This window comes from Paenibacillus yanchengensis (assembly GCF_042684845.1).
GTDB classification, from domain to species: domain Bacteria; phylum Bacillota; class Bacilli; order Paenibacillales; family Paenibacillaceae; genus Pristimantibacillus; species Pristimantibacillus yanchengensis.
Genome location: NZ_JBHUMH010000055.1, coordinates 24,380 through 47,595 on the forward strand (window position 1 = coordinate 24,380; position 23,216 = coordinate 47,595).

Below are 23,216 nucleotides of genomic sequence, written 5' to 3' on the forward strand. Positions count from 1 at the left end.
TTATTGACTTCATTGTAGGTCAGAATAGGAAACGATTCCTTGATGCAGATCAAGATTTGGGAAATAGGTCTTTTATAAACAAGTGAATGGGAATCAGTGATTATATTTAAAGAAAGTAGGGTATAACAATTTATAATCATGTAATAGAGGAGGTAGTTAAGAATGAATGAAATATTAAAAGACAAAGTAGCAGTCATTACAGGGGCAGGATCAGGAATTGGTCGCGCTAGTGCGTTACAGTTAGCTCGAAATGGGTGTAATATTTGCTTATTTGATTTGAAAGATAAACGAACGAAAGAAGTAGAGAAGGCTATTCATGACTTAGGTAGGAAGTCGTTATTTGTTGATGTTGATGTTTCCGATCCGCAGCGAGTAGAACAAGCGGTTCAAACTGTAATCGAACAATTCGGGAAGATTGATATCGTTTTTGCTAATGCTGGCATAAATGGGACAGTTGCTCCAATAGAGGATTTAACGCCAGAGTCATGGGACGAGACATTGTCTACTAATTTAAAGGGGACTTTTTTGACAGTTAAATATGCTATTCCACATATGAAAAAAGCCGGGGGCAGTATTATTATTACGAGCTCTATTAACGGAAGTCGGAAGTTTTCTAGCTTCGGCATGTCAGCATACAGTGCATCCAAAGCAGGGCAGGTTGCCTTTGCCAAAATGGCTGCTTTAGAGCTGGCACGTTACAAAATTCGCGTGAACGTCATATGTCCGGGGGCTATTGCAACTAACATTGGCGAAAATACAGACCGCACGCAGCAGGTAGATAAAATCAGTATTCCCGTATTATATCCAGAAGGCAGTCAACCACTTGAGCACGGTCCAGGTCAACCAGAGCAAGTCGCTGATCTAGTCATGTTCCTCGCTTCACCGCAATCGAGCCATATTTCTGGAACAGAAATTTATATAGACGGAGCAGAGACGCTTTTATAGTGGAATTGATTTGGAGTAATATAGCGAGTAGAATTTGGGCTGTAACAGGTTAGCGAGTAATCTGTACAGCCTATTTTATATTGAAATTTATCCCACTATCCTGGAAAAAGCGGATTTGAGAATCATTTATTTATTTATACGCGTATCCCTTTGGCTCAGTATCCAATAAATATAGTGCTACTGAGCCAAAGGGATACGCAATTAAAGTAGAAAAGTAGTTAGACTCATTTTATACTTGTATAATTTTGGAATTCGATTTACAGTGGAAGGTAGTTGTCATTGATGACGCGAATGGAACAGCAGGTGTGGTCTTTAGCATGAAAAAAGAAGGAGTGATATAAAGATCGTAATGAAATCCGATGTATTGGTAACTTTAGAAGAGGTGTCGAAGAAGTATGCTAGTCGTGACGTTTTAACAGATATTTCGCTTACGATCAAACAGGGAGACTGTATCGCATTAAGAGGAAGTAATGGATCCGGGAAAAGCACGCTGCTTCGCATTGTGAGTGGCTTAATTCCATTAACTTCAGGACAACGGTTACTGAAGCATTCAAAGTTAGTGATCGGGTATACTCCTGATCGGTTAGCAAAATTAAGGATGACATCAACCGAGTACCTAACTCACATGGGAAGAATATGTAATATACCAAAAAAAGATTTGCAAGACCGAATTAAGGAGTTGCATGCATTTTTTAATCTTGAACAAAATTACAGCTTGAAAATGATCAATTATTCAAAAGGAATGTTGCAAAAAGTCAACTTGATGCAAGCAACGATCCAAACACCGGATTTACTTGTTTTAGATGAGCCGTTCTCCGGGCTGGATAAGGAATCAATCGCACATTTGCTTACTTCCTTAAAGAAAATAAAAGCAGAGGGAACAGCGATATTGGCTGCTGTACATGACCCTTTGTTAGCGAGCCAATTGGTAAGTCACACGTATTGGATCCGTGAGGGGAAATTGAAGCTGGAAAGAGTAGAGAGTATTCCGAGTGAGCTATCCGTTATCTTTGAACTAGAATGTGTTATACGTCAAGAAATTATTGATTCTCTCACAAGCTTATTCCCGGACATCGCTTGGAAAACAGTTGATAACGGCTTCGTTCGATTTAGCTTTACGCAGAAGGACTATAGTGCTTTTTTAGTTGAATTTATACATAAAGGCGGCGAAATCATTAGCTTGCAGAGAAAGGAACGGAGTGTATGACTTCCTTGCTATCGTATTTACATACATGTTTCATGCGTTCTTATCGCTATGGACCTTCTACTTTTGTCTTTATCATTGGTATTATTTTATTTTATAGTGTAGTTCCCAATCCGGTGATGGATAGCTATGCGTTTACTACCATGTTTTTATTTATAATTTCTGCTGTTCTTTGCTATACGTTCATGGATATGGAAACATCAAGCCAAGAATCTGTGACTATGCTACATAGTCGTAGTTTGCTTAAGCTCTATTTTGCAAAGTTATTGTATATTTGGTTGTTTACAATTCCATTGGCATTGTATGCTGTCCTGTTTCCGTTGTTATTTCATAAATTTGATAGAAATCCCAGCGTTGAAGAATTAGGCTTCGCCTTTCTTGCTCATGCTGCTTCATCTTGGCTGGGAGTTACATTGGCTTGTTGGTTTAGTTCTAAATTTATTCGCTCACGCGTTATGTCTTTTTTGACGTTAAGTGTAGTTATTATCATCACTATTTCTGTACAGGGAATCGAAAACAGATTGTCTGAATCTATGAAAAATGTAGTTGTACTGCTACCACCTCTTAACAATACGATCAAAGTACTCATGAGTTTTGACTCAGCAATACTGTTCACCAAAGTAGTGGCGATAGCAGCTTCACTATTATACGGTACCATTCTCGCTGTGTTATTCTTGTTCGTACTTCACAAGCGTAAACTGGATTCACTAACTTCTTAAATTAGAAAACTTCCTGCTGGTCTTGATAGTGAACAAGTGCATAGTAATTCTCTTAAGTGTAAGGCTAAAGCGGATAATACAGTTATCACACAGCGTATTCTTCCAATATAGAATCAGCAGGATACGTAAAAATAATCGAATCGTTATCATCATAAAATTCAATGATAATTGGGTTAGTCTGGACAGCTTCTGATTTACCATGTAGTGGAATGATTAAACTTCGTAGTTGTTCATCTGTTTTTATGTCCTTTTTTATATCGTCATAGTAAATTGAAATTTTCTTTGTATTTTGCAAAAGAGTCGTATCATAAAATGTTAAAGTAATAAATGGCAAGCCAGTGGCAACTCCTAAAACTTCTACTTTCTTATTAATATTAACGTGCGTGCTCAACGTTTTGTTGTGATGGATAGTTCCATTGTCGTTATAGGCTGTAATGAAACCTGTTTTATCATCCTTCGTATAGGATATAACAGTTACTGGTTTATTTTCCTTGAATAAGGTTTCTGCATGTAGCATCGTTATATTTTCATTCGCAACTACACTTGCAATTTGCTCTTCGGTAAGCTCGATATAATTATTTGTATTTTTCAAGTTAGTAAACAGCATTATAGTAACGATAATAGCTATTATAAATAAAAGTTTTAACATTGTCTGTTTCTTATACATGAGATCGCCTCCTTCTAATTAAGTTACCATATTAGGCGATAAATGTGAATTGAAAGGTGGTAGAGAAATGATCAAGCAACAAGATAAGAAGGATTATTATTGAATGGAATTAATTGGGTGTACATATCGGAATATAGTTAATTACATTGAGCAGAGCGCAGGTAAATCCTATTCCATAGATTTTTCTAATCTAGCAGTTTTGAAATGGTTGAGGTAGACGAATAGATGGAAGTCGTTTGAGTAAATTGGAGTTTGTGAAGGAGAACATAAATGAAAAAATATATTGTTTTTGGTGCTAGTAAAGGTTTAGGAGATGCATTTGCAAGGGGAGTGGCACAGGCAGGTGATAAAGTTTGGTTGGTTGCTCGTAGTAAGCCAGAGAGTTTATCTTTAGAGGATGGCATCCAGCGGGAATGGCTACAGGCAGATTTGTCAGAACTTAAATCAGCTACAACTATTAAAGAGCAGTTACGGAACGAAGCAGTGGATGTTCTAATTTATAATGTTGGTATTTGGGAAAAAGAGGGCTTTGAAGATCACTATACTTTCGACAACGATGAGCCTGCTGACATCAGTAAACTTATTCAAGTTAATATTACTTCCGCTATAGTTTGTATTCAAGCTTTGTTACCACAATTACGGATGTCTGATGCAGGGAAAATAATACTGATCGGGTCGACAGCAGGTTTAAATAATGCGAATAGTAGTCAAGTTTCTTTTGTGGCTTCGAAATTTGCCATTCGCGGCATTACTGAAGCACTGCGAGAGCATACGAGAAAAGATGGTATTGCTGTAACATGTATAAATCCTGGTGAACTAGCAGCCGAAATTCCATATGAGGAAGGAGCTGAACATGCTCTTTCTGTTTACGATGGTACGCGGATTCCGCTTCAAGATATGGTGTCTTTGGTAAAATGTGTAGTTAGCTTGTCAAAAGCAGCCAATGTGAAAGAAATCAATGTACCAGCGCTGATGGATACGAACACTTAAATCTTACTTTTGAAGAAAAGTTATAGATAGATTTAATTGTTATCTGTAATAGATAATAGTTTGGAAAATAGGAAGTTGGTGTTAAAATATAGTTATAGTGAAGTAAATGAGTGGTAGGTGATAGATGATGCGGAAAACAACCAGATTTCCACTAATATCGGGTAATCTCTCTATAGATTTAGTTAATACAGAAGTTGTAAGACGGGGACAACGTATTGATTTGTTGACGACAGAAGATGAGGTATGGGATTGGCTACAAACGGTACAGCAGCAGCTTTCTTTTTGGGAATTAAAAAAAGAGGAATGTGCAGAACATTTGTTTCTTATTAAGAAAAAGCTAATATTAATGAGAAAGATTTTAAGAAAACATTTCGAACATACTGCTGATGGTCTTGAGATCAATAGTACATTTTTGGCTTATTTGGAGGCAAATATAGAACTAGCACCTTTAACCTTCAAATTCATTAATCAGCAGTTAGTGACTATTCCACTTGGAAAAGTAGAAGAGATGATTGCATCGCTTATAGCGTATGATGCTCTGAGTTTATTGGCGAATGGCAAACTAAGTCATTTGAAACGATGTGCGAATGAAGATTGTGTATTATTGTTTATGGATGAACATGGACGTCGAAAATGGTGCTCCATGAAAATATGCGGTAACCGGAATAAAGTAGCTACATATCAACAACGACAATCGGATGAACAGTAGAAATCAACTTACACAAGAGTTGATTTTTTTTGATTCAAATTAACTAACCTCTAAAATTGTATTTGACAGGTTAGTTAATTCATCCTAAACTATGTTTAGGATGGAGGTGTATCATATTGGAAAAATCAGCAGTAGTCGAATCGAAAAGAAAGGTATCTCTGCTCGTACGATATTTTGCGAAGATGAAAGGACAAAGTACTAATCCGTTACAAGTAAATGTAAAAGAAGCGTTATTAGCTTTAACAGGCGGTTTTCTTACCATTTTCATCTTACTATATTTAACAAAAGTTACTGCGGCAGAGTGGTTAATGGCTCCATTTGGGGCTAGCTGTGTATTAGTATTTGCGGCATGGAATGCCCCATTATCTCAGCCTAGAAATGTTATCGGCGGGCATTTTATATCAGCGTTGGTGGGGTTAGTTGTGTACTACTTATTTGGAAATGAGCCATGGACGTTGGCATTAGCAGTAGGGATTGCAATCGCAGCTATGATGGTAACAAAAACAACACATCCGCCAGCGGGGGCGAATCCGATTATAGTTATTTTGGGCGCTTATAGTTGGAGCTACTTATTTACACCTGTGCTATTAGGTTCAGTAGTGATTGTCGGTATGGCTCTTTTGATCAACAACTTACGTAGTAACAGGAGTTATCCGGTTTTTTGGAAGTGATAGACAGAATAAGGGGTGTCCAGAAACCATCATAATATTTGTCAAGTCATATCAAAAAAACGTCGTTTTATTTATTGAATCATTTCATCCAAGAGTATGTGCAGATGACATGACCCAACGAGAGAAAGTTTGTACGATAAATCGTATAAACAGGTTTGGATAGACCCGTGAAGCGAACTCTTTGTACGATTTTTCTTATAAATGGACGCCAACAGACTCGTGGAACGAATGCTTTGTACGATTTTTCTTATAAATGGTCGTCAACAGACTCGTGGAAGTAACGCTTTATACGATTTTTAGTATAAAAGATCATAGGCGATTGGAGCGCAAGCGTTGTACGAAATATCGTACACAATTTAATCAACAGCTTCACACCAATATTTTTACATCTTAATGAAGGAAGAAGGCATACGTCTCGCTACTTTCCTACAGAAGCATATACAAAAAAGTTGGGCGGAAAAACATTACGTTTTTTCGCCCAACTTTTTTGTTAGGGACTTATTGGGTAGCCCTTTTATTGTTACAAAAGGGCTATGGATAAAATAAATAGTTGTAAAGACATAAATTTATGTGTATAGTGTATATAAAGTATATATACATTATTTTAATTTGAAATGAGGAGTAGGCATGCAGATCGTCATTTCTAATCAGACGAAGGAACCGATTTATGAACAAATAACCAATCAAATAAGAGCAATGATATTAGCAGGAGAATTAACAGAAGGTGAGCCGATTCCGTCGATGCGTACACTCGCCAAAGATTTACAAGTAAGTGTCATTACAACAAAACGGGCGTATGAGGAGTTAGAAAAGGTTGGTTTAATTTATTCGATTGTAGGCAAAGGATCATTCGTTGCTGAGCAAAATATAGAGTTGATGCGAGAGAAAAAGTTACATGCGATAGAGGAACAGTTGACGGTAACGATTGAAGCGGCAAAAGAATTAGGTTTATCATTAAAAGACTTACAACAAGTGCTATCGATGCTATATGAAGGTGAGGAATAAACAAATGGAACATATTATAGAGTTGAACAATGTTAGTAAACAATTTAAAGGATTCAAACTGGAAAATGTTAATTTAAAAGTAAAACAAGGATATATTACCGGGTTTATCGGAGCAAATGGAGCGGGAAAATCTACAACGATTAAGCTCATTATGAATTTACTTAGACCAGATACTGGCGAAGTGAAGGTGTTTGGCAAAGATTATGCTAGTCATGAAAAATGGATGAAGCAACAAATCGGCTTTGTTTATGATGCGAATGTGTATTATGAAGGTTTAAAACTATCGGTTATTCGTAAAATAATTGCTAATGCGTATGACGATTGGGATGATACATTATTTGAGCGTTATAGAGATATGTTTGAATTACCACTTAATCGACCAATTAAATTATTTTCAAAAGGAATGCAGATGAAAGCATCATTAGCTCTCGCACTTGCTCATCAACCTAAGTTATTAATTATGGATGAACCAACAGCGGGGCTTGACCCAATTGCTCGACGTGAATTATTAGAACTGTTACAGCAACTAATGATGGACGAGGAGAAAAGTATTTTTTTCTCAAGTCATATTACGACTGATTTGGATCGGATTGCTGATTATATCGCCTTTATTAGACAAGGTAAGTTAGAGTTTTATTCTTCTATAGAGGATATTAAAGAGCAATTTGCTGTTGTAAAAGGAGATACTGCTTTACTGGATAGAGATACACGTAGTTTCTTCTCGGGTATTAGGGAAACGGATGCTGGTTTCCAAGCGTTGACGAGTGAGCGAGTAGAGGTAGAACATTTATTTCAACATGACGTCATCATTGAACCAGCCAGTTTAGAAGATATTATGTACTATATGAAAGGGGGAAAATAGCATGTGGCAGTTAATTAAACGAGATGCAATTATTCAAAAAACATTTCTCTATGTATTTATACCGTTTCTCGTCTTTTTTATTTGGATGGATATGCATCCGATCATTACTTTTATAGTGGCTAGTGTATATATTCCGTTTAATGCGCTAATTTATGATGCAACAGCATCTACACATGTACTGTTAAATTCTTTACCATATAAACGGTCTGAAATTATAGCTGCTCGCTATGTAGGATCGTTACTATACGCAGCGTTATCGATCATCATTTCGATGGGGGTCATGTATTTATTTTCACTTTCCTATTCTTGGGATCATATTTTTATAGCAGTACTGGTAGTTTTACTCATTATTTCAACAATGTATCCTTTTTTATATTTATTCGATGGAAGACATTTGCCAACCATTATGATGATCGTTCTAATGCTTTTTCTGATTGGTTCTAGACCACTCGCATGGTTATTTACAAACAAATTCACAGCTATCTATGATTTTATCACATCACTTTCGATGGTAACGATAGTCAGCTCGTCCGCAGGTCTAGCGATTTGCTTATTTTTATTATCATGGTTATTTACAACGAAACGTTATGAGCAGCGTTCATTTTAAAATTACTGTTAATAGTTCCATATTAGTTTGTGTTGGTTCATGCACAATAATTAACATTGCAGTATGCAACGTAAAGTGCAGTAAGGCATAAAACTGATATGGAACCGATTTATTATTATATTCTACTCAAAAGTAAATGAATTTCGGTTGTTTTTTCGTAGTGTTTGGAGTTTTCGCTTTGCAAATTTTCTAGTATTCATATCACTGTCATATAAACATTCCTCTAATAAATCTTCCGATACATCCACAGGTACGATGTTTCTTTTATGTACACAATATTCTCCAATATCGCTAACTAATTTCTTAAAGGCAGAAAAGCCATCCAGTGAGGTGATCCATACGCAAAGGGACTCAAATTTTCTGTTAGTCGCTCGATTTCCTCGCTTACGAAGTGAGCATAACATGGTATCGTATTGAGTATAAATTGCTTGTTTCGCTCCGTTGCTTCCATTAACAGCAAATAAATATAGAAGCTCGCATAACTGCTGGAATCTCCAACGATCTACTTTTTTATTGTCTCCTTCTCGCTATAGAAATGAAAAACTTAACGTTATTATAAAGTGAACAGTTGATGAATAACGCTCATATTAACATATCTACAGTTGATTATTAGTATTTTCTATTGCTGTATAGTGTATCCCCATCGCTCAGTGAAATGTAATAATATGTAATATTTGTTACTGAGCCAAAGGGATACGTTAGTAAAAGTTAAGTTTAAAGTATAGGTTATGTTGGATGCTCAGCTTTGCAAGCTGGTATATTTCCTTGTACAGTTCTATGCTGTCATTATTATTTTCGTATAAGGTGAGCGACAAATCAACAGTCAATATTGCTTTAACTTAAGCTACAAGAAATTCTCCCCTCGAACAGATGACAATTTAAACCATTTAAAACGTCTAGTCGATAAGCCTTCTTGCTAGTTTACATAGCTGCCCGTACACTTAGATAATGGAGCAGGTTTGCGAATATAGTAATATAGTATGAGGTAAAGGTAATAGATAGGAGCAGTATAGATAGATAAGTTATTAGCATGTGGATAAGTATAGGGAGAGATTGTATTGTCAAAAAAATTTAATAGAGTGTTATTAGTAGGTATATTAGTTTTAGTAGCATGGCTAGTATTCAAAGAAGTGCCAAATTTAAGTAATGGATTTCAGTCTGCGGATAAAGTGATCGTCATCGATGCAGGTCATGGGGGTAAAGATCCAGGAACGATTGGTTTTAGTGGTCAGTATGAAAAAGAGATGAATTTAGCAATTTCCAAAAAATTAATGAAAAAGTTGAAAAAAGAAGGTTATAAAGTTTATTTAACGAGAGATAATGATGAATATGTAGATAACATGTTGCGGGCAAAACTAGCAAACGATAAAAAAGCTAGAGTGTTTGTTAGTATTCATGGTAATGCGGTCGAAAATAATGATACTGCAAATGGCGTGCAAGTACTGTATTTTCCTAGCAGAAAAAGTTCGATTGGTAATGTTAGCAATGATAAGCTTGCCCAAACGATGATGAGGACGATAACAAAAGCAACGGGCGCAAGTGACAGAGGAATTGTAGAGCGTGAAGATTTAATTGTCCTTAATCAAACGAAGATGCCAGCAATTATTGTCGAAGCCGGATTTTTGACGAATGAAGCGGAAGAAAAACGGTTGTTTACCGATGCTTATCAGAACAAAGTAGTGGATGGTATAGTGGAGGGACTTAAAGCATATTTTAGTATGCAAAATTCCCGTTAATTGAAGTGCCGTTATGCTCGTGTTTGTGGAGTTATTTTGCTGCTGGAGTAATAGTTAGAAGATGGAGCGAAGGCGAATGAAACAAATTTTAATAATAGATGATGATGTTTATATCGGTAATATGCTGGAAGAGGTACTGACGAAAGAAGGCTATCGCGTTTGGCGTGCTTATTCGGGGACAGAAGCGATGTTACTACTGAATGGCTGTACACCTGATCTTGTGCTACTTGACTTAATGTTACCTGGACTTGCCGGTGAAGAGGTGCTTCCGAAGCTGACGGGTATACCAGTTATTGTTGTAAGTGCAAAAGTAGATGTGGCGAATAAAGTGGAGTTATTATTAAATGGAGCAGTTGATTATATGACGAAGCCTTTTCACGTTAAAGAGTTACTTGCTCGAATTACTGTTCAGCTGCGTAGACCAACCAGTTTAGGAGAGACAGTGTTGCTAGTTTTTGACGATATTCAAATGAATACAGTGGAGCATGATGTTACGGTCATGGGTATTTCGGTCAAATTGACAAGAACAGAATATGCGATTCTTAAGTTACTGCTGCAAAATCCAACGCAGGTGATTACTAAATCACTACTGTTGGAGCGAATTAGCGAGGATACTCCCGATTGTACAGACAGTTCATTAAAAATGCATATAAGTAATTTGCGAAAAAAACTGCGTGAAGCCAGTGGCAAAGATTATATTGAGGCAGTGTGGGGAATAGGGTTTAAGCTAAACAACGCGGGATAGTCTAAAAAATGAACAACAGAAATCTTTACGATTTCTTTACTATGATCTTTACTCCTTTCTTTATCCTTGTTTGATAGCATAGCCATATTAGATGAAAGGAGACATTATTTATGACAGAATATATTGTTACAACTGATCAATTGACGAAAGACTACCAATCCTTCCGGGCGTTAGATGGACTAGCTATGCATGTTCCTAAAGGAGCGATTTATGGTTTTATTGGGAAAAATGGCGCTGGTAAAACAACGTTAATGCGCTTAATTTGTGGACTGCACCAACCTACTTCTGGCGGGTACACGTTATATGGAGTTAGTCATCGAAACAAGCGTATTAAGCAGGCACAGCAACGGATGGGAGCAGTCATTGAAACACCAGCCATTTACTCCGATATGACAGCAGCGGAAAATTTAAAAGTGCAATATCAAGTACTCGGTTTACCTTCCTATAAAGGAATAGCTGAGTTGCTGCAACTGGTGGGCTTAGATAGAACGGGCAAAAAGAAAGCCAAAAACTTTTCACTTGGTATGAAGCAGCGCTTAGGGATTGCTGTAGCACTCGCCGGTAACCCGGATTTTCTCGTACTGGATGAACCGATTAATGGATTAGACCCACAAGGGATTATTGAAATGCGAGAGCTTATTTTGAAATTGAATCGAGAGCAACAAATAACGATTTTGATTTCTAGTCATATTTTGGTGGAATTAACGCACCTCGCCACGCATTATGGTTTTATCGATCAGGGACGTATGATCAAAGAAATGAGTGCGGAGCAATTAGTAGCAGCATGCAAAAAGTATATACGGATGGAAGTAACGAGTACGAAAATACTTGCCCGCATTTTAGACAGTTTACAGGTAGAGTATAAAATTTTAAGTGAAACAGAAGCTAATGTATTTGCGCAAGTGAACGTTTCCCAGCTGACATTGATGCTTGCCAAAGAAAATTGTGAAGTTATTTCGATGCAGGAGCATGGTGAAAGCTTAGAGAGCTACTATGTTAATCTAGTGGGAGGCGCTTTATGATGAACAAACTATTGGCAGCTAATTTTACAAGACTATGGAAAAATAAATTATGGTATGTTGGTATAATCGTTATGTTTGGCTGGGCAGTCATCATGCTGGTTTCGACGGATCGAACGAACGCTGAAGTGCCAGTGTTGGAAGATTTCTTTTTTCAGTATGCGCCAGTGATCGGTTTATTTTGTGCTGTTTTCACTAGTATGTTTATTGGAACGGAATATCATGATGGCACGATAAGAAACAAAATCATTGTCGGTCATACTCGACCAGCTATTTATGTAGCTAATTTAATTGTTTGTACGGTTGCTGGTCTGATCATGGTTGCTGTTTGGATTGCGGTTATGCTCGCAATTGGCATTCCTTTGTTGGGTTTATTTGCTAGCAGTTTGTCGATCATATTGGCGTATGTCGGTATTACAGTTGTAATGATCGCAGCTTTTGTTTCTATTTTCACACTTGTTGGCATGTTATCTCAAAATAAAGCAGGAGCAGCGGTTACGACATTGCTTCTATTATTTGTTTTGTTTTTCGTAGCAAGTTACTTTAATAACAAATTACACGAGCCAGAAATGTATGGCGGAGGTCCAACTGTTTCGGAAGTGGACGGGGAAATTTCTATGGAAATGTCCGAACCAGAGCAAAATCCCGACTATGTAGAGGGGAATAAACGAAAAATATATGAGTTCATCGTTACTTTTCTTCCGACTGGTCAAGGGATAATGATGTCCAATATGTCGGCTGTACGTTTGCCATTGTTGCCGTTATATTCGCTCGTCATCGTTTTTGCAACGACAGCATGCGGTGTTTTTTTATTTCGAAGAAAAGATATTAAATAACACGAACAGGGAGAGAGGAATGGCGGCATGATATTTTGGCTTACGATAAGTTGTGTAGTGCTGATAGTTATTACTGTAGCGTTGGGGTGTAAAATTGTTGCACTACACCATGCCGCCAATGAAATTCGACTTGGCTTGCAGGAGCGATTAAAGCAGGATACGAATACGTTGCTTACCATCTCGAGCAATGATTGCACGATGCGGAGACTAGCGCAGTCTTTGAATGAACAATTGGTACTATTGCGGCATGAGCGTAGACGATATCAACAAGGAGATAGAGAATTAAAAGAAGCCATTACCAATATATCGCATGATTTGCGTACGCCGCTTACAGCGATTATGGGATATTTAGACTTAATTAATCGAGAGGTTACAGCGGAAGAATTGACAAGATATCTTACTTTTATAGAAAATCGTACGACAGCTTTGCAGCAATTGACGGAAGAATTATTTCACTATGCTATTGTTGCATCTGAACCGGAAAAGCTGCTTCTCGAACCGGTAAATTTGAATCGTGCATTAGAAGAAAGTATCGCAGCTTCTTATGATACCCTGCTTGAGCAATCGATTGTACCAACGATTAACATACCTCACCAAACAATTACGTTACCTCTTAATGATGCCGCCTTATCACGTGTATTCAGCAATATACTTAGTAATGCTTTGAAATACAGCGATGGTGATTTGGCGATTTCCTTATCTGAATCGGGAGAAATCATCTTTACAAATACAGCGGCAGGGCTGACCGAAATAGAAGTGGCGAAATTATTTCACCGCTTTTATACCGTCGAAGCAGCTAGAAACGCTACAGGTTTAGGACTAACTATATCGCAAATACTAATTGAAAAAATGAATGGGGAAATAACCGCTAACTATGATGATAATAAGTTAACGATTAGTATTCGCTGGAAGTGACATGGTGAGAGTTATGATGAAAAAAGAAACTGACGTCTATAAAATATAGACGCCAATGTTAATTTACTCTACTGTGAGTATACTTACATTTCCTGTAAGGGTTTCTGCGGGAAGCTGTGTATAGAACTCTTTTGGAGATATACTCGCCGCGAGATTGAAAGTTCCCAGTTTTTGTATCGTTATAACTAAGTCAAAAGTTATTCCTTTTTCTAAACCAGCTTGTAGATCGCTTACGTATTGCGACTGTTCAAATTTAAAAATAAGGTTGTTACCAGAGAACGAGGATTCATTTGTTTCTCCGAAATAAGGAATGTTTTCGATGCTTACATCATTTTGACTCAAATTAACGGGTGGTTCTATAAATCTAACTTGAAATACTAACCTATTTAGTATTGTTTCCGGACTTATTTTTCCTGTAATAGTTACAGGAATAGTAATTTTTTCATTAACTTTAGCGTATGTGGGTGCATCCAACCTTGTTTCTATATAGAATTCTGGTTTTGTAGCAATAATAGGTTGTAATTCACCTGTCATTATTGCTTGCTGACTAGTTAGTATTTGAGGTGTTTCTTCTAATGTCCGAAGCTCAAAATCTACGAAATAAAGCCCTTTTTTTTGCAAAGTAACATCAAATTTAATAACTAGACTTAACGATGTTTCAAATAAAACATAATCTGATAATCGAATACCGTTTGGGCCACCCCAAGCTACAATAAGTGGCTTCGTACTGCTACCTTCTTGTATTATTTCTGGTTGTCCTAGTGGATTGTTTGCACTAAATATAATATCTTGACTCGTGAGATTATGAACTGTTGCATATATTTTAGTAGTGTGTTTTGCATCCTCTTTCGATATATTTCCCAGCACATTTAGTTCGGCTTGTTGATTTTTATTGTACTGAAAAGTATTAAATCTCGGATGTATTTTTAAGTTACTATTAAATGGAGTTTGAAAAATATACTCATTTGATTTATTAGATAAACGTCCCTCTTTGTCACGTGACTTCACATAGTACACTGCTGCACTGATATCCGGATTCATATCATTATAAGTAAAGTGCGTAGTAGTGCTAGAGCCTATTTTTCCACCATCCCATCCATTAAATATATCGTAAGCTACAATATTAGTTGCATCGCTAGGTGCATCCCACGAAAATGTGATCGAGGAGCCAACACGTTCAGATGCGGTTAGACCACTTGGTGCATGTGGTTTGTCCAACGGACTAATTTCCGTAAGACGTATGAAGTTAAACACCATTTGAGCGGTCATTTCTCTAGTGAGCGTGCCCTTCGGGTCAAATTTACCATTCGCATGTCCTTGCAATAGTTTTGCACCCACAACTAGGTTTACAAAAGGTCTGGCCCAAGCCGAAATCGTGTCTTCGTCTTGAAAATAACGTATAGAATCTGCTGAGTCATCTATGTTTTCTTTCTTAATGATGTTCCATCCATAACTTAAAAACTTAGCAGCTTGTTCTCTAGTTAATGATTCACTTGGACGGAACTTACCATCTTCAAATCCGTTCGTTATGCCTGCTTTATAGGCAGCAGTTACATATGGTGCTATAGTCAGCTCGACATCATTGAAAGCTTCAGAAGATGTCAGTGACAAATCAACTGGTAACTGCAATGCTTTCACTAAAGTTACAATGAAATCTCCTCTTGTTATGACTGACTTTGGTTGGAAATGTTGCGATGTTATACCGTTCATAATTCCCTTTTCCGTTAACTCAATAATAGCTTTTTTCGCATACGACTGATCAATATCGGAATAGGACTTGTCCGATGCAATTATGTACTGTACGTTAACTGACACAGTGGCCATAATAAGGATGAAGAACACAATTGCAAATTTTACAAATTTCATAAAAAACCAACTTTCTTTTCAATTTTTATCACCTTATATTACCATGAATGTGGCGTTTATTCACTACTATGATTTAAAAACCGAATAGTATAATACGAGAGTTAACGCAAGATATTCGGTAGAAGTAATGCAGCAAAATAAGAAAACTGTCCACCAACGATAGGTTGGTAGGCAGTTTTCTTATCTCTGAGCCTATATAGTGGCTGCATATTACATAAGATATACTGTATAAACAAGTAATCCTGATAAGTGGCTAATGATAATTACCTAACTATCAAATAAACTAGAACGAATCATCAAGTTATAGTAATAGTAATAACTTAATCTACTTCAACCTCGCTCATCAGCGCATGCGTATTGCCTTCCGTATCATGAAAAAATACCATCCAAGTTTCGCTGCTACCCATTTTAGTTACAACATGTGGCTCATCGATAAAAGTAACATCTTTACTTAATAGCTGATCGTATGTATCTTGGATATGACTAACTTGAAAATAAATGACGGAACTAGCGTGAGCAAATTGCTCTTTTTCGGGAAGACTTAACATGATCCGCAATCCATCACACGTAAAGAAAGCCATTCGATCCGTCTGAAATAGTAGTGAAAGAGCCAATGTTTCCTTATAAAAATTAATCGCTCTTGATAAATCATGTACAGGTATACTTATTTGTCCAACGCTCTCAATTAATCTAGTATCCATAATACATCGCTCCTTTAATATGGTGACATTATTTTTTCTCCTCTAACAATCTAACTAGCCGAGCCATATCATTTCTTATCAATTGTAACTCTGTCTCCAATGTTCTATTTAATTTAGCAGTGTTATTGGCTGTCCGTACAATGGAAACTATTAATAATGTGATTACAGATGTTACAATTAATAGATATAAAATGCTGTAAATAGACACAACGCTAGTAGGCATAAAGTTCACCTCTCAATTGATATTTACACATATTTCTTTAATTGTATTTTTTGTTTGTAATATCATAATATCACAGTTATGTTGTGGTAAAGTAGATTAAAGAAGTTTAATGGAATAGGGGGAGAATTTGTTTATGTTACGTCGAGCATTACAATCTATTGGAACATCACTATTGATTATTTTAGGTGGAAGATTTGTGATAGGTTACTTTAAAGATGGAACGTTTTATATTGTGGAGTTGATAATGGCAATCATCGGATTACTGCTATTGATTAATTCTTTCCTGATTAAAAAGAAACAAAAATTTACGCAATAAGCGAAGCAAACATAATTCAATGCAGTATACTAATTTAAAAGTAAGAAACAGAAAGATCAAAGTTCTCATAGATGGAGAGGAACTTTTATGCACCGGTATAATTGGCTCGAAAAGATATTGTTTTTACCTACTCGTTTTGAACGGGTAAAACTACAACGTGCATTAGAAGGGAAGACCATTCTTATTACTGGCGCTAGTTCAGGGATTGGTGAGCAAGTAGCTTATCTACTGGCGGATGTTAACGTTCATATGATATTGGTCGCTCGATCAGAAGAAAAATTGGCTGCAATAAAACAAAAAATTGAACAGAAAAGAGCACGGGTAACTGTTATCAAAGCAGATCTTAGAAATGATGATGAGCAAGACGTTGTGCTTCAGTATATACATGAACTGCCGGATGGACTAGATATTGTTGTTAGTAATGCTGGTCATTCTATTGTGCGTTCTATCTTTCATTCCTTGGATCGGTATCATGATTTTACGAGGACAATGGCGATTAATTATTTTGCGCCTGTTCGCTTGTTGTTATCTCTCCTCCCTCTTCTAGAAAAAAACCAAGGACAACTTATAAATGTTTCTACTATTAATGTGTTAATACAGCCACTTACCTATGGGGCAGCATATCAAAGTTCTAAAGCAGCTTTTCATGTTTGGCTACAATCGGTCGCACCAGAACTTCATGCACGGGGAATTATAACAACTTCCATTTATTTACCGCTTGTAAAAACACCAATGATTGTACCAACAACTGCCTATACTAAGATGCCTGCGATGAGCCCTGCTCATGTGGCAAACATCATTTGTAAAACGATGTATACAAAAAAGAGACAATATAAGCCTTGGTGGGGCGTTCCGTTGCAATGGGCATCGATTGGTTTGAGTGGCGTTTGGCTGAGAGTGACATCGCGAATAGTTAAAAGAGGGAGAGAGTGAAGTGACGGCGCTATTAAAAATACTATCGGTGTTGCTTAAACTGAAATTGCTCTCACCAATGGGCTGGTTTTATTTGATTAGAGCTATTTATAAATCAGGTATCAATCTAATGGTTATTTTACACTTTGCGGATAAAGTATATGGTTCGGCAACGGCTGTTGTTGATGAACAAGAGACATTAAGTTATCGACAACTGACAATAGATACAGAGCAACTAGCGGTTTATTTGCAGCAAAACTATCAAGTGAAACAAGGAAGTAAAGTAGCTATCATTTGTAATAATCAAATCAATCTAGTAAAAGCAATATTTGCAAGCGCTCAGCTAGGGGCACATATTTATTTGCTCCATGCCGAAATGAGTACGGAACAATGGGAACAGACATCGCAACAGCTTTCGTTTGATCTTATCATTTGTGATGATGAAAAATGTCCTATAATCATGTCAGCGTCATATGTACAGGAAGCAATCGCTCAAGGTGAAAGCCATTCCCGCCTTATATTGTCTACGAACGATATGAACATTTTAAAAAAGGAAAGTCATCTGAAAACAGCTACATTAAAGCGTTCTTTTGGCAGCAAGTTAATTGTATTAACAGGAGGTACAACCGGCATAGCTAAAACTGTCGCACACCAGCCTTCGATTATGCATTACATTTATCCGTTCTTTGCTTTTATTACACGACTACAACTAACCAAATATAAGCATGCTTATATAGCAACACCGATATACCACGGGTATGGGCTAGCGATGTTATTGTTACTTTTATTTATGGGAAAAAAGATTGTTTTACAAAAAAAGTTTCAAGCAGATATTGCCTGTAAGCTTATTGAAGCCCACGAAGTAGAATTTATAAGCGTTGTACCGACGATGATAACCAAAATGTTGCAAACGAGTGAAGCGAGTTTGTTTACCGTTCGTTGCATGGCGTCTGGAGGGGCGGAACTGCCTGTTACATTAGTCGAAAAGGTGCAGCAGCTGTTTGGAGCCATTTTGTATAATCTGTATGGAACTTCGGAATCTGGTACGGTGATGATAGCTACGCCAGAAGATTTGCATTATTCCCCAGCAACAATTGGTAAACCAATGTATGGCGCACACATTCAAATTCAAAATGACCATGGTGAAGAAGTAGACGATAAACAAATTGGGCAACTTTTTATAAAAAGTAGATGGTCGAAATATAGTGACAGAAAACGTTGGATAGCAACAGGTGATTTGGGTTATCGTGATACAGCAGGACATTATTTCTTATGTGGACGGATAGATGATCAAATAGTTTCTGGTGGAGAAAATGTGTATCCCTTTGATGTGGAGCAGCAATTATTAGCTCATTCGGACGTTGTAGGGGTTGCTGTTATTGGAGTATATGACGAAATATTTGGCCAAAGGTTACGAGCTTATGTAGAGTTAACGCCATCATCCACTGTTACAGAAAAGGAATTACTAGTCTGGTTGCGGTCGAAACTCGCTCGTTATCAGCTACCAAGAGATATTGTTATAATGGAACAATTACCATATACAGCACTAGGAAAAATGGATAAAAAGAAATTGCGAAAAGATAGCGTTTGAAAAAATAATCAGGGTATAGTTATATTACTGCAAACATCTCTTTAGTGGCGTATCCCTTTCGCTCAGTGATGTTATAAATGGGTTAATAAGGTTCTTATGGTTTTATTTACAACTAGAAAAGCCCCACTGAGCGATGGGGATACGCTTTAAAAGGTGTACGATGGTACAGAGTCTTGCTGGTGGGGATAATGAAAAAAGTCAGATGTGACAAAATATATAATTAAATATAGTGATTATTGTTGATAATGGAAACTTCAAGAGTAAGGGGAGATTACATATTAATTCATTTATAAAGGCGCTGGATCGGCAGTATGGTGCAGAAGTAGTGGAGAGAAAGATTCGTTATGACAAAACTATTGTAGAATATCAGTGTCAGTGGTTAGCGCGAGAAGCGAAGCAGGCAGTTCTTTTTCATCGGATTGAAACCCCATTTCAAATGTTATTAGATCAATATCAGTTAGAAATTCCAGAAGGGACTTATACGCTTGCTTTCTATTGGGAAGATCGTCCGTATAACGTATACTTTTGGCGAGATTGTCAAGGACAGTATTTGGGGGCTTATTTTAATATTGTAAGAAACACCGAAATTAGTGACGAAGCAGTATCATTCGAAGATTTAATTATTGATGTTGTTGTTCTTCCGAATGGCGATTATTTTGTGCTAGATGAAGATGAGTTGCCAGAGGCATTGGATACATTTGAAAATGGGATAGTTGCTGAAGCGCTACTTGCTTTGACGAGTGCTGTTCAACATATTATGGTGCAAATTCAGGAAGAAGTAGAGCGCGATTATCGGCATGAAATGTTTACTGAGTGATGGGGATACGGCTTTAAAAGGAAGGGCAGAGTATACGATAGTAGGATGAAACAGGAGCTGCAAAGGGGTGATTGGAGTTAAGAAAGTGGATTTTACCGAATTGAAAAACGGGATATTAGCATGTAGAGATTGCGAGAGTAAGTTTGGATTTACGCCCGTTCCTATCTTTCAAGGGAAAGAGCATTCACTTATAATGCAGATTGGGCAAGCGCCTTCGCGAACAGTGCATCGGACCAACAAACCTTTTAATGATTTGTCGGGAGAAAAGTTGAAGTATCAATGGTATCAAATTACAGATGATGTTTTTTATAATGAGGATAACTTTTATATGGCATCGATGGCGCATTGCTTTCCCGGAAAAAACAGTAAAGGAGGAGATAATCCGCCTCCAATGGCTTGTGCAAGAAAATGGTTGCGTACAGAGATAGAGATGGTACATAACGAGTTGTATATTATTATTGGAGCAAAAGCGGCTAAGTTTTTATTTCCTGATGAGAAATTTAGTGAGCTTGTGAAAAAAACTACAGTGCTGAATAATAAACCGGCAATAGTTTTGCCTCATCCATCTCCCGCCAATATTAGGTGGTTTACAGCTAACCCATCGTTTGAGAAAACAAGAGTTCCAGAAATTAAAGATATAGTCCATCGTGTGCTACAGTTAAGTTGATTGTGTTTTGAAAGTACGGATGCAATGGTTTGATAATATTAACTAAAAAAATTTTGTTTGAACAAAAAGATGTGATATTATTTATCCATTACGTATTTCAATTGGAGGAGTGATTGTAGTGGCTTTAAATCCTTATTTGATTTTTGATGGTAACACTCGAGAAGTCGTTTTGTATTATGCTCAAGTATTTGGACTTGAGGAGCCGAATATGATGACATTCGGGTCTGTGCATAACGACCAGCTAGCGCCAGGCTCTGAAGATTTGATTATGCATACGTTTTTAGAGATTGCCGGAACGAAGTTAATGTTTTCTGATAATTATCCGGGAATGCCTTATAGCCAAGGGAATAACTTTACTCTTGCTTATGTAAGCAATGATGAAGAAGCGATCAAAGAAATATTTGAAAAGTTGAAACGGGAAGGCGAAGTAAAGATGGAGCTTCAAGAAACACCTTGGAGCAAATGCTATGGTTCTTTGACGGATAAGTATAATATAGAGTGGCAATTTAGTCACGAGGAATAAAATTGGCGAACATAACTATAAATGGCGGGCGTTATCAGACTTTATGTCTGATAATTGCTCGTTTTTTTATTTTTAATTAACGACTAGTATGTATTGGGATCAATTATTCATTGACAAACTTAGTCGTTCGTGTCAAATTAAAGGCACATTTTCGAACAACTGTTGGGAGGTCCTTCATTGACAAAGCGTATAATAAATATGTTAATGAATCGTTCATTATTTACAAAAATTTTTATATCCATCTGCATCGTAGCTATGATTGGTATATTTGGAACGGCAATTATTTATCAAAAATATTTTAAAGATATTTTAATTGATATTGAGATCGATCGTGTACAACGTTCTATTAATCAATCAGCTTTAAACTTAGATAGTCAACTAAGTAAAATCGTTAATGATATGTTTTACTTTTTTGAGTATTCTGATTCGGGGTTGGACTTGTTAAAAGCGGACATATCACAAAGTAAGTTGACGAACGATAGGGAAGAGGCAAATAAAATTTTGGAAGCGTTTCAAATGCGTTATTCTGGAGATGTTGAGTCTGTCTTTTTTTATCGAAAAGATGCGAATGGTTCAGAATACTTTCTGCATGATCCAAGGTTTAATCGTAATCCGATGATTGATTATAAGGCTCATCAATGGTATCAAATTTTTCAGCAGAAGCAACATCTTCTTTGGACTAAACCTACGAGGGATCATCTTTTTTTCCAAGATGTTTCGCAACAAACGGTATATTTGACGATGTCTAAATATGATGTTTTGGATCGGGATGGGATATTTGTTGTTCGCATCAATGCCAAAATGTTCAGAGATGCTTTCCGATTACTGATTGGTAATGATCTTTATATCGAATTATCAGATGCTAGTGGACATCTTGTTTATTCTTCATTTCCACCAAAACCAAGCGACGATAGTGAGAACTGGTTGGAGATGGCGGCGTTAATGGAATATTCCGGTTATACGGTGCATGCCTTTGCTAACAAGCAAATGTTAATGGAAAAAGTAAATAAGATTGGCAAGGTTCGCTTCTTTGTAATCGTAATTGTATTAATTATTACATTAATTATTTCTGTCATTCTCTCGATGACGTTAGTCAAACCAATTCGCACATTATTGAACTTAATGAAAGTAGTGGAAAAAGGTGACTTTAATGTCCGATTTCCAAGTAAATATAAAGATGAAATTGGTGTATTAGGTTTAGGTTTTAGCAAAATGGTGTTGAGAGTTTCGGAGTTAATTCAACGGGTGTATGTGGTGGAAATAGAGAAGATGGAGTCAGAACTGAGGCAGAAGGAAGCAACGATTATAGCGATGCAAAATCAAATTAATCCTCATTTTTTGTATAATACGTTGGAAACCGTTAACTGTTTAGCGATTGTACATCGTGTACCTAATATTACGCAAGTGAGTACAGCATTAGCTGATTTTTTTCGCTACTCGATAGAAAAGCAACAGATAGAAGTTACTTTACAAGACGAATTGCGGCACGTGGAAACGTATTTGTTAATCCAAAAAGAACGATACCCCGAGATTGAGTATCATCTCGCAGTTGCTACGGAAGCTTTGCAATATCCGATTATCAAGTTAGTGTTGCAGCCATTAATAGAAAATATTTATCATCATGCTTTTGTGGGAGAACGAGATTACTTTTTTCAAATTACAGGGTACATGGTGGACGAGCTTTCTTACGTTGTTGAAATAGAAGATAACGGAGAAGGAATGGATGAAGTAGCGTTAGATCAAATGATGCTCATGTTCGAACAAGTAGAATCTCCAATGATGATCGATCCATCTATAAAAAGTAAGAGTGCTAGACATGGTATTGGACTGTTAAATGTGCATACAAGAATTAGGCTACACTATGGTGTGCCTTATGGTTTAACACTATTACATTCTGTATTGGGCGGTTTAATTGTGCGTTTGCAATTACCCAGAAAACCTACAAATTTGCAAAACAAGGAGGAATAAAG

The 23,216-nt window shown here is 36.9% G+C and carries 25 protein-coding genes; 21 read left to right on the forward strand and 4 right to left on the reverse strand.

The annotated features are described in order from the left end of the window. Positions 1-162: 162 nt before the first annotated feature. The 3 genes from ACFSTH_RS14505 (at position 163) to ACFSTH_RS14515 (ending at position 2,868) form a co-directional block, all read left to right on the forward strand. On the forward strand, positions 163-945 hold the full coding sequence (locus ACFSTH_RS14505) for an SDR family oxidoreductase (RefSeq protein ID WP_377769213.1): 783 nt from the start codon (positions 163-165) through the stop codon (positions 943-945). 349 nt (positions 946-1,294) lie between these two features. Then, on the forward strand, positions 1,295-2,152 hold the full coding sequence (locus ACFSTH_RS14510) for an ATP-binding cassette domain-containing protein (protein ID WP_377769212.1): 858 nt from the start codon (positions 1,295-1,297) through the stop codon (positions 2,150-2,152). After that, entirely contained in the window at positions 2,149-2,868 is a 720-nt protein-coding gene (locus ACFSTH_RS14515; protein ID WP_377769211.1) for a hypothetical protein, read from the forward strand. Before ACFSTH_RS14510 ends, ACFSTH_RS14515 begins: the two co-directional genes overlap by 4 nt. An 85-nt stretch (positions 2,869-2,953) precedes the next feature. On the opposite strand, the gene ACFSTH_RS14520 is transcribed toward ACFSTH_RS14515, so the two are convergent. Beyond that, complete coding sequence (locus ACFSTH_RS14520; RefSeq protein ID WP_377769210.1) at positions 2,954-3,535, reverse strand: hypothetical protein; 582 nt, start codon at positions 3,533-3,535, stop codon at positions 2,954-2,956. A gap of 270 nt (positions 3,536-3,805) precedes the next feature. Here ACFSTH_RS14520 and ACFSTH_RS14525 point away from each other — a divergent pair, with 270 nt between their 5' ends. The 11 genes from ACFSTH_RS14525 to ACFSTH_RS14575 all read left to right on the forward strand — a co-directional run bounded on the left by ACFSTH_RS14525 (position 3,806) and on the right by ACFSTH_RS14575 (position 13,630). Further along, a complete protein-coding gene (locus tag ACFSTH_RS14525; protein WP_377769209.1) occupies positions 3,806-4,525 on the forward strand; it encodes an SDR family NAD(P)-dependent oxidoreductase in 720 nt (239 codons plus the stop codon). 127 nt (positions 4,526-4,652) lie between these two features. Further along, positions 4,653-5,234, forward strand: coding sequence for a CGNR zinc finger domain-containing protein (locus ACFSTH_RS14530; RefSeq protein WP_377769239.1), 582 nt, complete (start codon positions 4,653-4,655; stop codon positions 5,232-5,234). 116 nt (positions 5,235-5,350) lie between these two features. Beyond that, entirely contained in the window at positions 5,351-5,905 is a 555-nt protein-coding gene (locus tag ACFSTH_RS14535; protein ID WP_377769208.1) for an HPP family protein, read from the forward strand. A 627-nt stretch (positions 5,906-6,532) separates the two neighbouring features. Beyond that, positions 6,533-6,910, forward strand: a complete 378-nt coding sequence (locus tag ACFSTH_RS14540) for a GntR family transcriptional regulator (RefSeq protein ID WP_377769207.1) — start codon at positions 6,533-6,535, stop codon at positions 6,908-6,910. Positions 6,911-6,914: 4 nt separating this feature from the next. After that, positions 6,915-7,772 carry an ABC transporter ATP-binding protein gene (locus ACFSTH_RS14545; RefSeq protein ID WP_377769206.1) on the forward strand — a complete coding sequence of 286 codons (858 nt, stop codon included), beginning with the start codon at positions 6,915-6,917 and terminating at the stop codon, positions 7,770-7,772. Position 7,773: 1 nt separating this feature from the next. Then, positions 7,774-8,379, forward strand: a complete 606-nt coding sequence (locus ACFSTH_RS14550; RefSeq protein ID WP_377769205.1) for an ABC-2 transporter permease — start codon at positions 7,774-7,776, stop codon at positions 8,377-8,379. A gap of 1,058 nt (positions 8,380-9,437) precedes the next feature. Further along, positions 9,438-10,115: an N-acetylmuramoyl-L-alanine amidase family protein gene (locus ACFSTH_RS14555; RefSeq protein ID WP_377769204.1), complete on the forward strand. Its 678-nt coding sequence runs from the start codon at positions 9,438-9,440 to the stop codon at positions 10,113-10,115. Positions 10,116-10,191: 76 nt separating this feature from the next. Next, on the forward strand, positions 10,192-10,860 hold the full coding sequence (locus ACFSTH_RS14560; RefSeq protein WP_377769203.1) for a response regulator transcription factor: 669 nt from the start codon (positions 10,192-10,194) through the stop codon (positions 10,858-10,860). Between the two features lie 110 nt (positions 10,861-10,970). After that, on the forward strand, positions 10,971-11,882 hold the full coding sequence (locus ACFSTH_RS14565) for an ATP-binding cassette domain-containing protein (RefSeq protein ID WP_377769202.1): 912 nt from the start codon (positions 10,971-10,973) through the stop codon (positions 11,880-11,882). Beyond that, positions 11,879-12,715, forward strand: a complete 837-nt coding sequence (locus ACFSTH_RS14570; RefSeq protein WP_377769201.1) for an ABC transporter permease subunit — start codon at positions 11,879-11,881, stop codon at positions 12,713-12,715. The genes ACFSTH_RS14565 and ACFSTH_RS14570 overlap by 4 nt, the downstream gene beginning before the upstream one ends. A gap of 27 nt (positions 12,716-12,742) precedes the next feature. After that, on the forward strand, positions 12,743-13,630 hold the full coding sequence (locus ACFSTH_RS14575) for a sensor histidine kinase (protein ID WP_377769200.1): 888 nt from the start codon (positions 12,743-12,745) through the stop codon (positions 13,628-13,630). A 63-nt stretch (positions 13,631-13,693) separates the two neighbouring features. Here the strand turns inward: ACFSTH_RS14575 and ACFSTH_RS14580 are convergent, their stop codons facing one another. The 3 genes from ACFSTH_RS14580 to ACFSTH_RS14590 all read right to left on the reverse strand — a co-directional run bounded on the left by ACFSTH_RS14580 (position 13,694) and on the right by ACFSTH_RS14590 (position 16,420). Then, on the reverse strand, positions 13,694-15,496 hold the full coding sequence (locus tag ACFSTH_RS14580) for an S-layer homology domain-containing protein (RefSeq protein WP_377769199.1): 1,803 nt from the start codon (positions 15,494-15,496) through the stop codon (positions 13,694-13,696). A 320-nt stretch (positions 15,497-15,816) separates the two neighbouring features. Then, positions 15,817-16,197, reverse strand: coding sequence for a VOC family protein (locus ACFSTH_RS14585; RefSeq protein WP_377769198.1), 381 nt, complete (start codon positions 16,195-16,197; stop codon positions 15,817-15,819). A 28-nt stretch (positions 16,198-16,225) separates the two neighbouring features. Next, positions 16,226-16,420: a hypothetical protein gene (locus ACFSTH_RS14590; protein WP_377769197.1), complete on the reverse strand. Its 195-nt coding sequence runs from the start codon at positions 16,418-16,420 to the stop codon at positions 16,226-16,228. Between the two features lie 133 nt (positions 16,421-16,553). On the opposite strand from ACFSTH_RS14590, the gene ACFSTH_RS14595 reads away from it, so the two are divergent. The 7 genes from ACFSTH_RS14595 to ACFSTH_RS14625 all read left to right on the forward strand — a co-directional run bounded on the left by ACFSTH_RS14595 (position 16,554) and on the right by ACFSTH_RS14625 (position 23,214). After that, positions 16,554-16,736: a hypothetical protein gene (locus ACFSTH_RS14595; RefSeq protein WP_377769196.1), complete on the forward strand. Its 183-nt coding sequence runs from the start codon at positions 16,554-16,556 to the stop codon at positions 16,734-16,736. Between the two features lie 87 nt (positions 16,737-16,823). Continuing rightward, positions 16,824-17,669 carry an SDR family NAD(P)-dependent oxidoreductase gene (locus ACFSTH_RS14600; protein ID WP_377769195.1) on the forward strand — a complete coding sequence of 282 codons (846 nt, stop codon included), beginning with the start codon at positions 16,824-16,826 and terminating at the stop codon, positions 17,667-17,669. A gap of 1 nt (position 17,670) precedes the next feature. Then, complete coding sequence (locus ACFSTH_RS14605; RefSeq protein WP_377769194.1) at positions 17,671-19,239, forward strand: class I adenylate-forming enzyme family protein; 1,569 nt, start codon at positions 17,671-17,673, stop codon at positions 19,237-19,239. Positions 19,240-19,537: 298 nt separating this feature from the next. Continuing rightward, positions 19,538-20,056 carry a DUF402 domain-containing protein gene (locus ACFSTH_RS14610; protein ID WP_377769238.1) on the forward strand — a complete coding sequence of 173 codons (519 nt, stop codon included), beginning with the start codon at positions 19,538-19,540 and terminating at the stop codon, positions 20,054-20,056. Between the two features lie 67 nt (positions 20,057-20,123). After that, positions 20,124-20,723 carry a uracil-DNA glycosylase family protein gene (locus ACFSTH_RS14615; protein ID WP_377769193.1) on the forward strand — a complete coding sequence of 200 codons (600 nt, stop codon included), beginning with the start codon at positions 20,124-20,126 and terminating at the stop codon, positions 20,721-20,723. Positions 20,724-20,841: 118 nt separating this feature from the next. Beyond that, positions 20,842-21,246, forward strand: coding sequence for a VOC family protein (locus ACFSTH_RS14620; protein ID WP_377769192.1), 405 nt, complete (start codon positions 20,842-20,844; stop codon positions 21,244-21,246). A gap of 177 nt (positions 21,247-21,423) precedes the next feature. Beyond that, on the forward strand, positions 21,424-23,214 hold the full coding sequence (locus ACFSTH_RS14625; RefSeq protein ID WP_377769191.1) for a cache domain-containing sensor histidine kinase: 1,791 nt from the start codon (positions 21,424-21,426) through the stop codon (positions 23,212-23,214). The last annotated feature ends 2 nt before the right edge of the window (positions 23,215-23,216 follow it).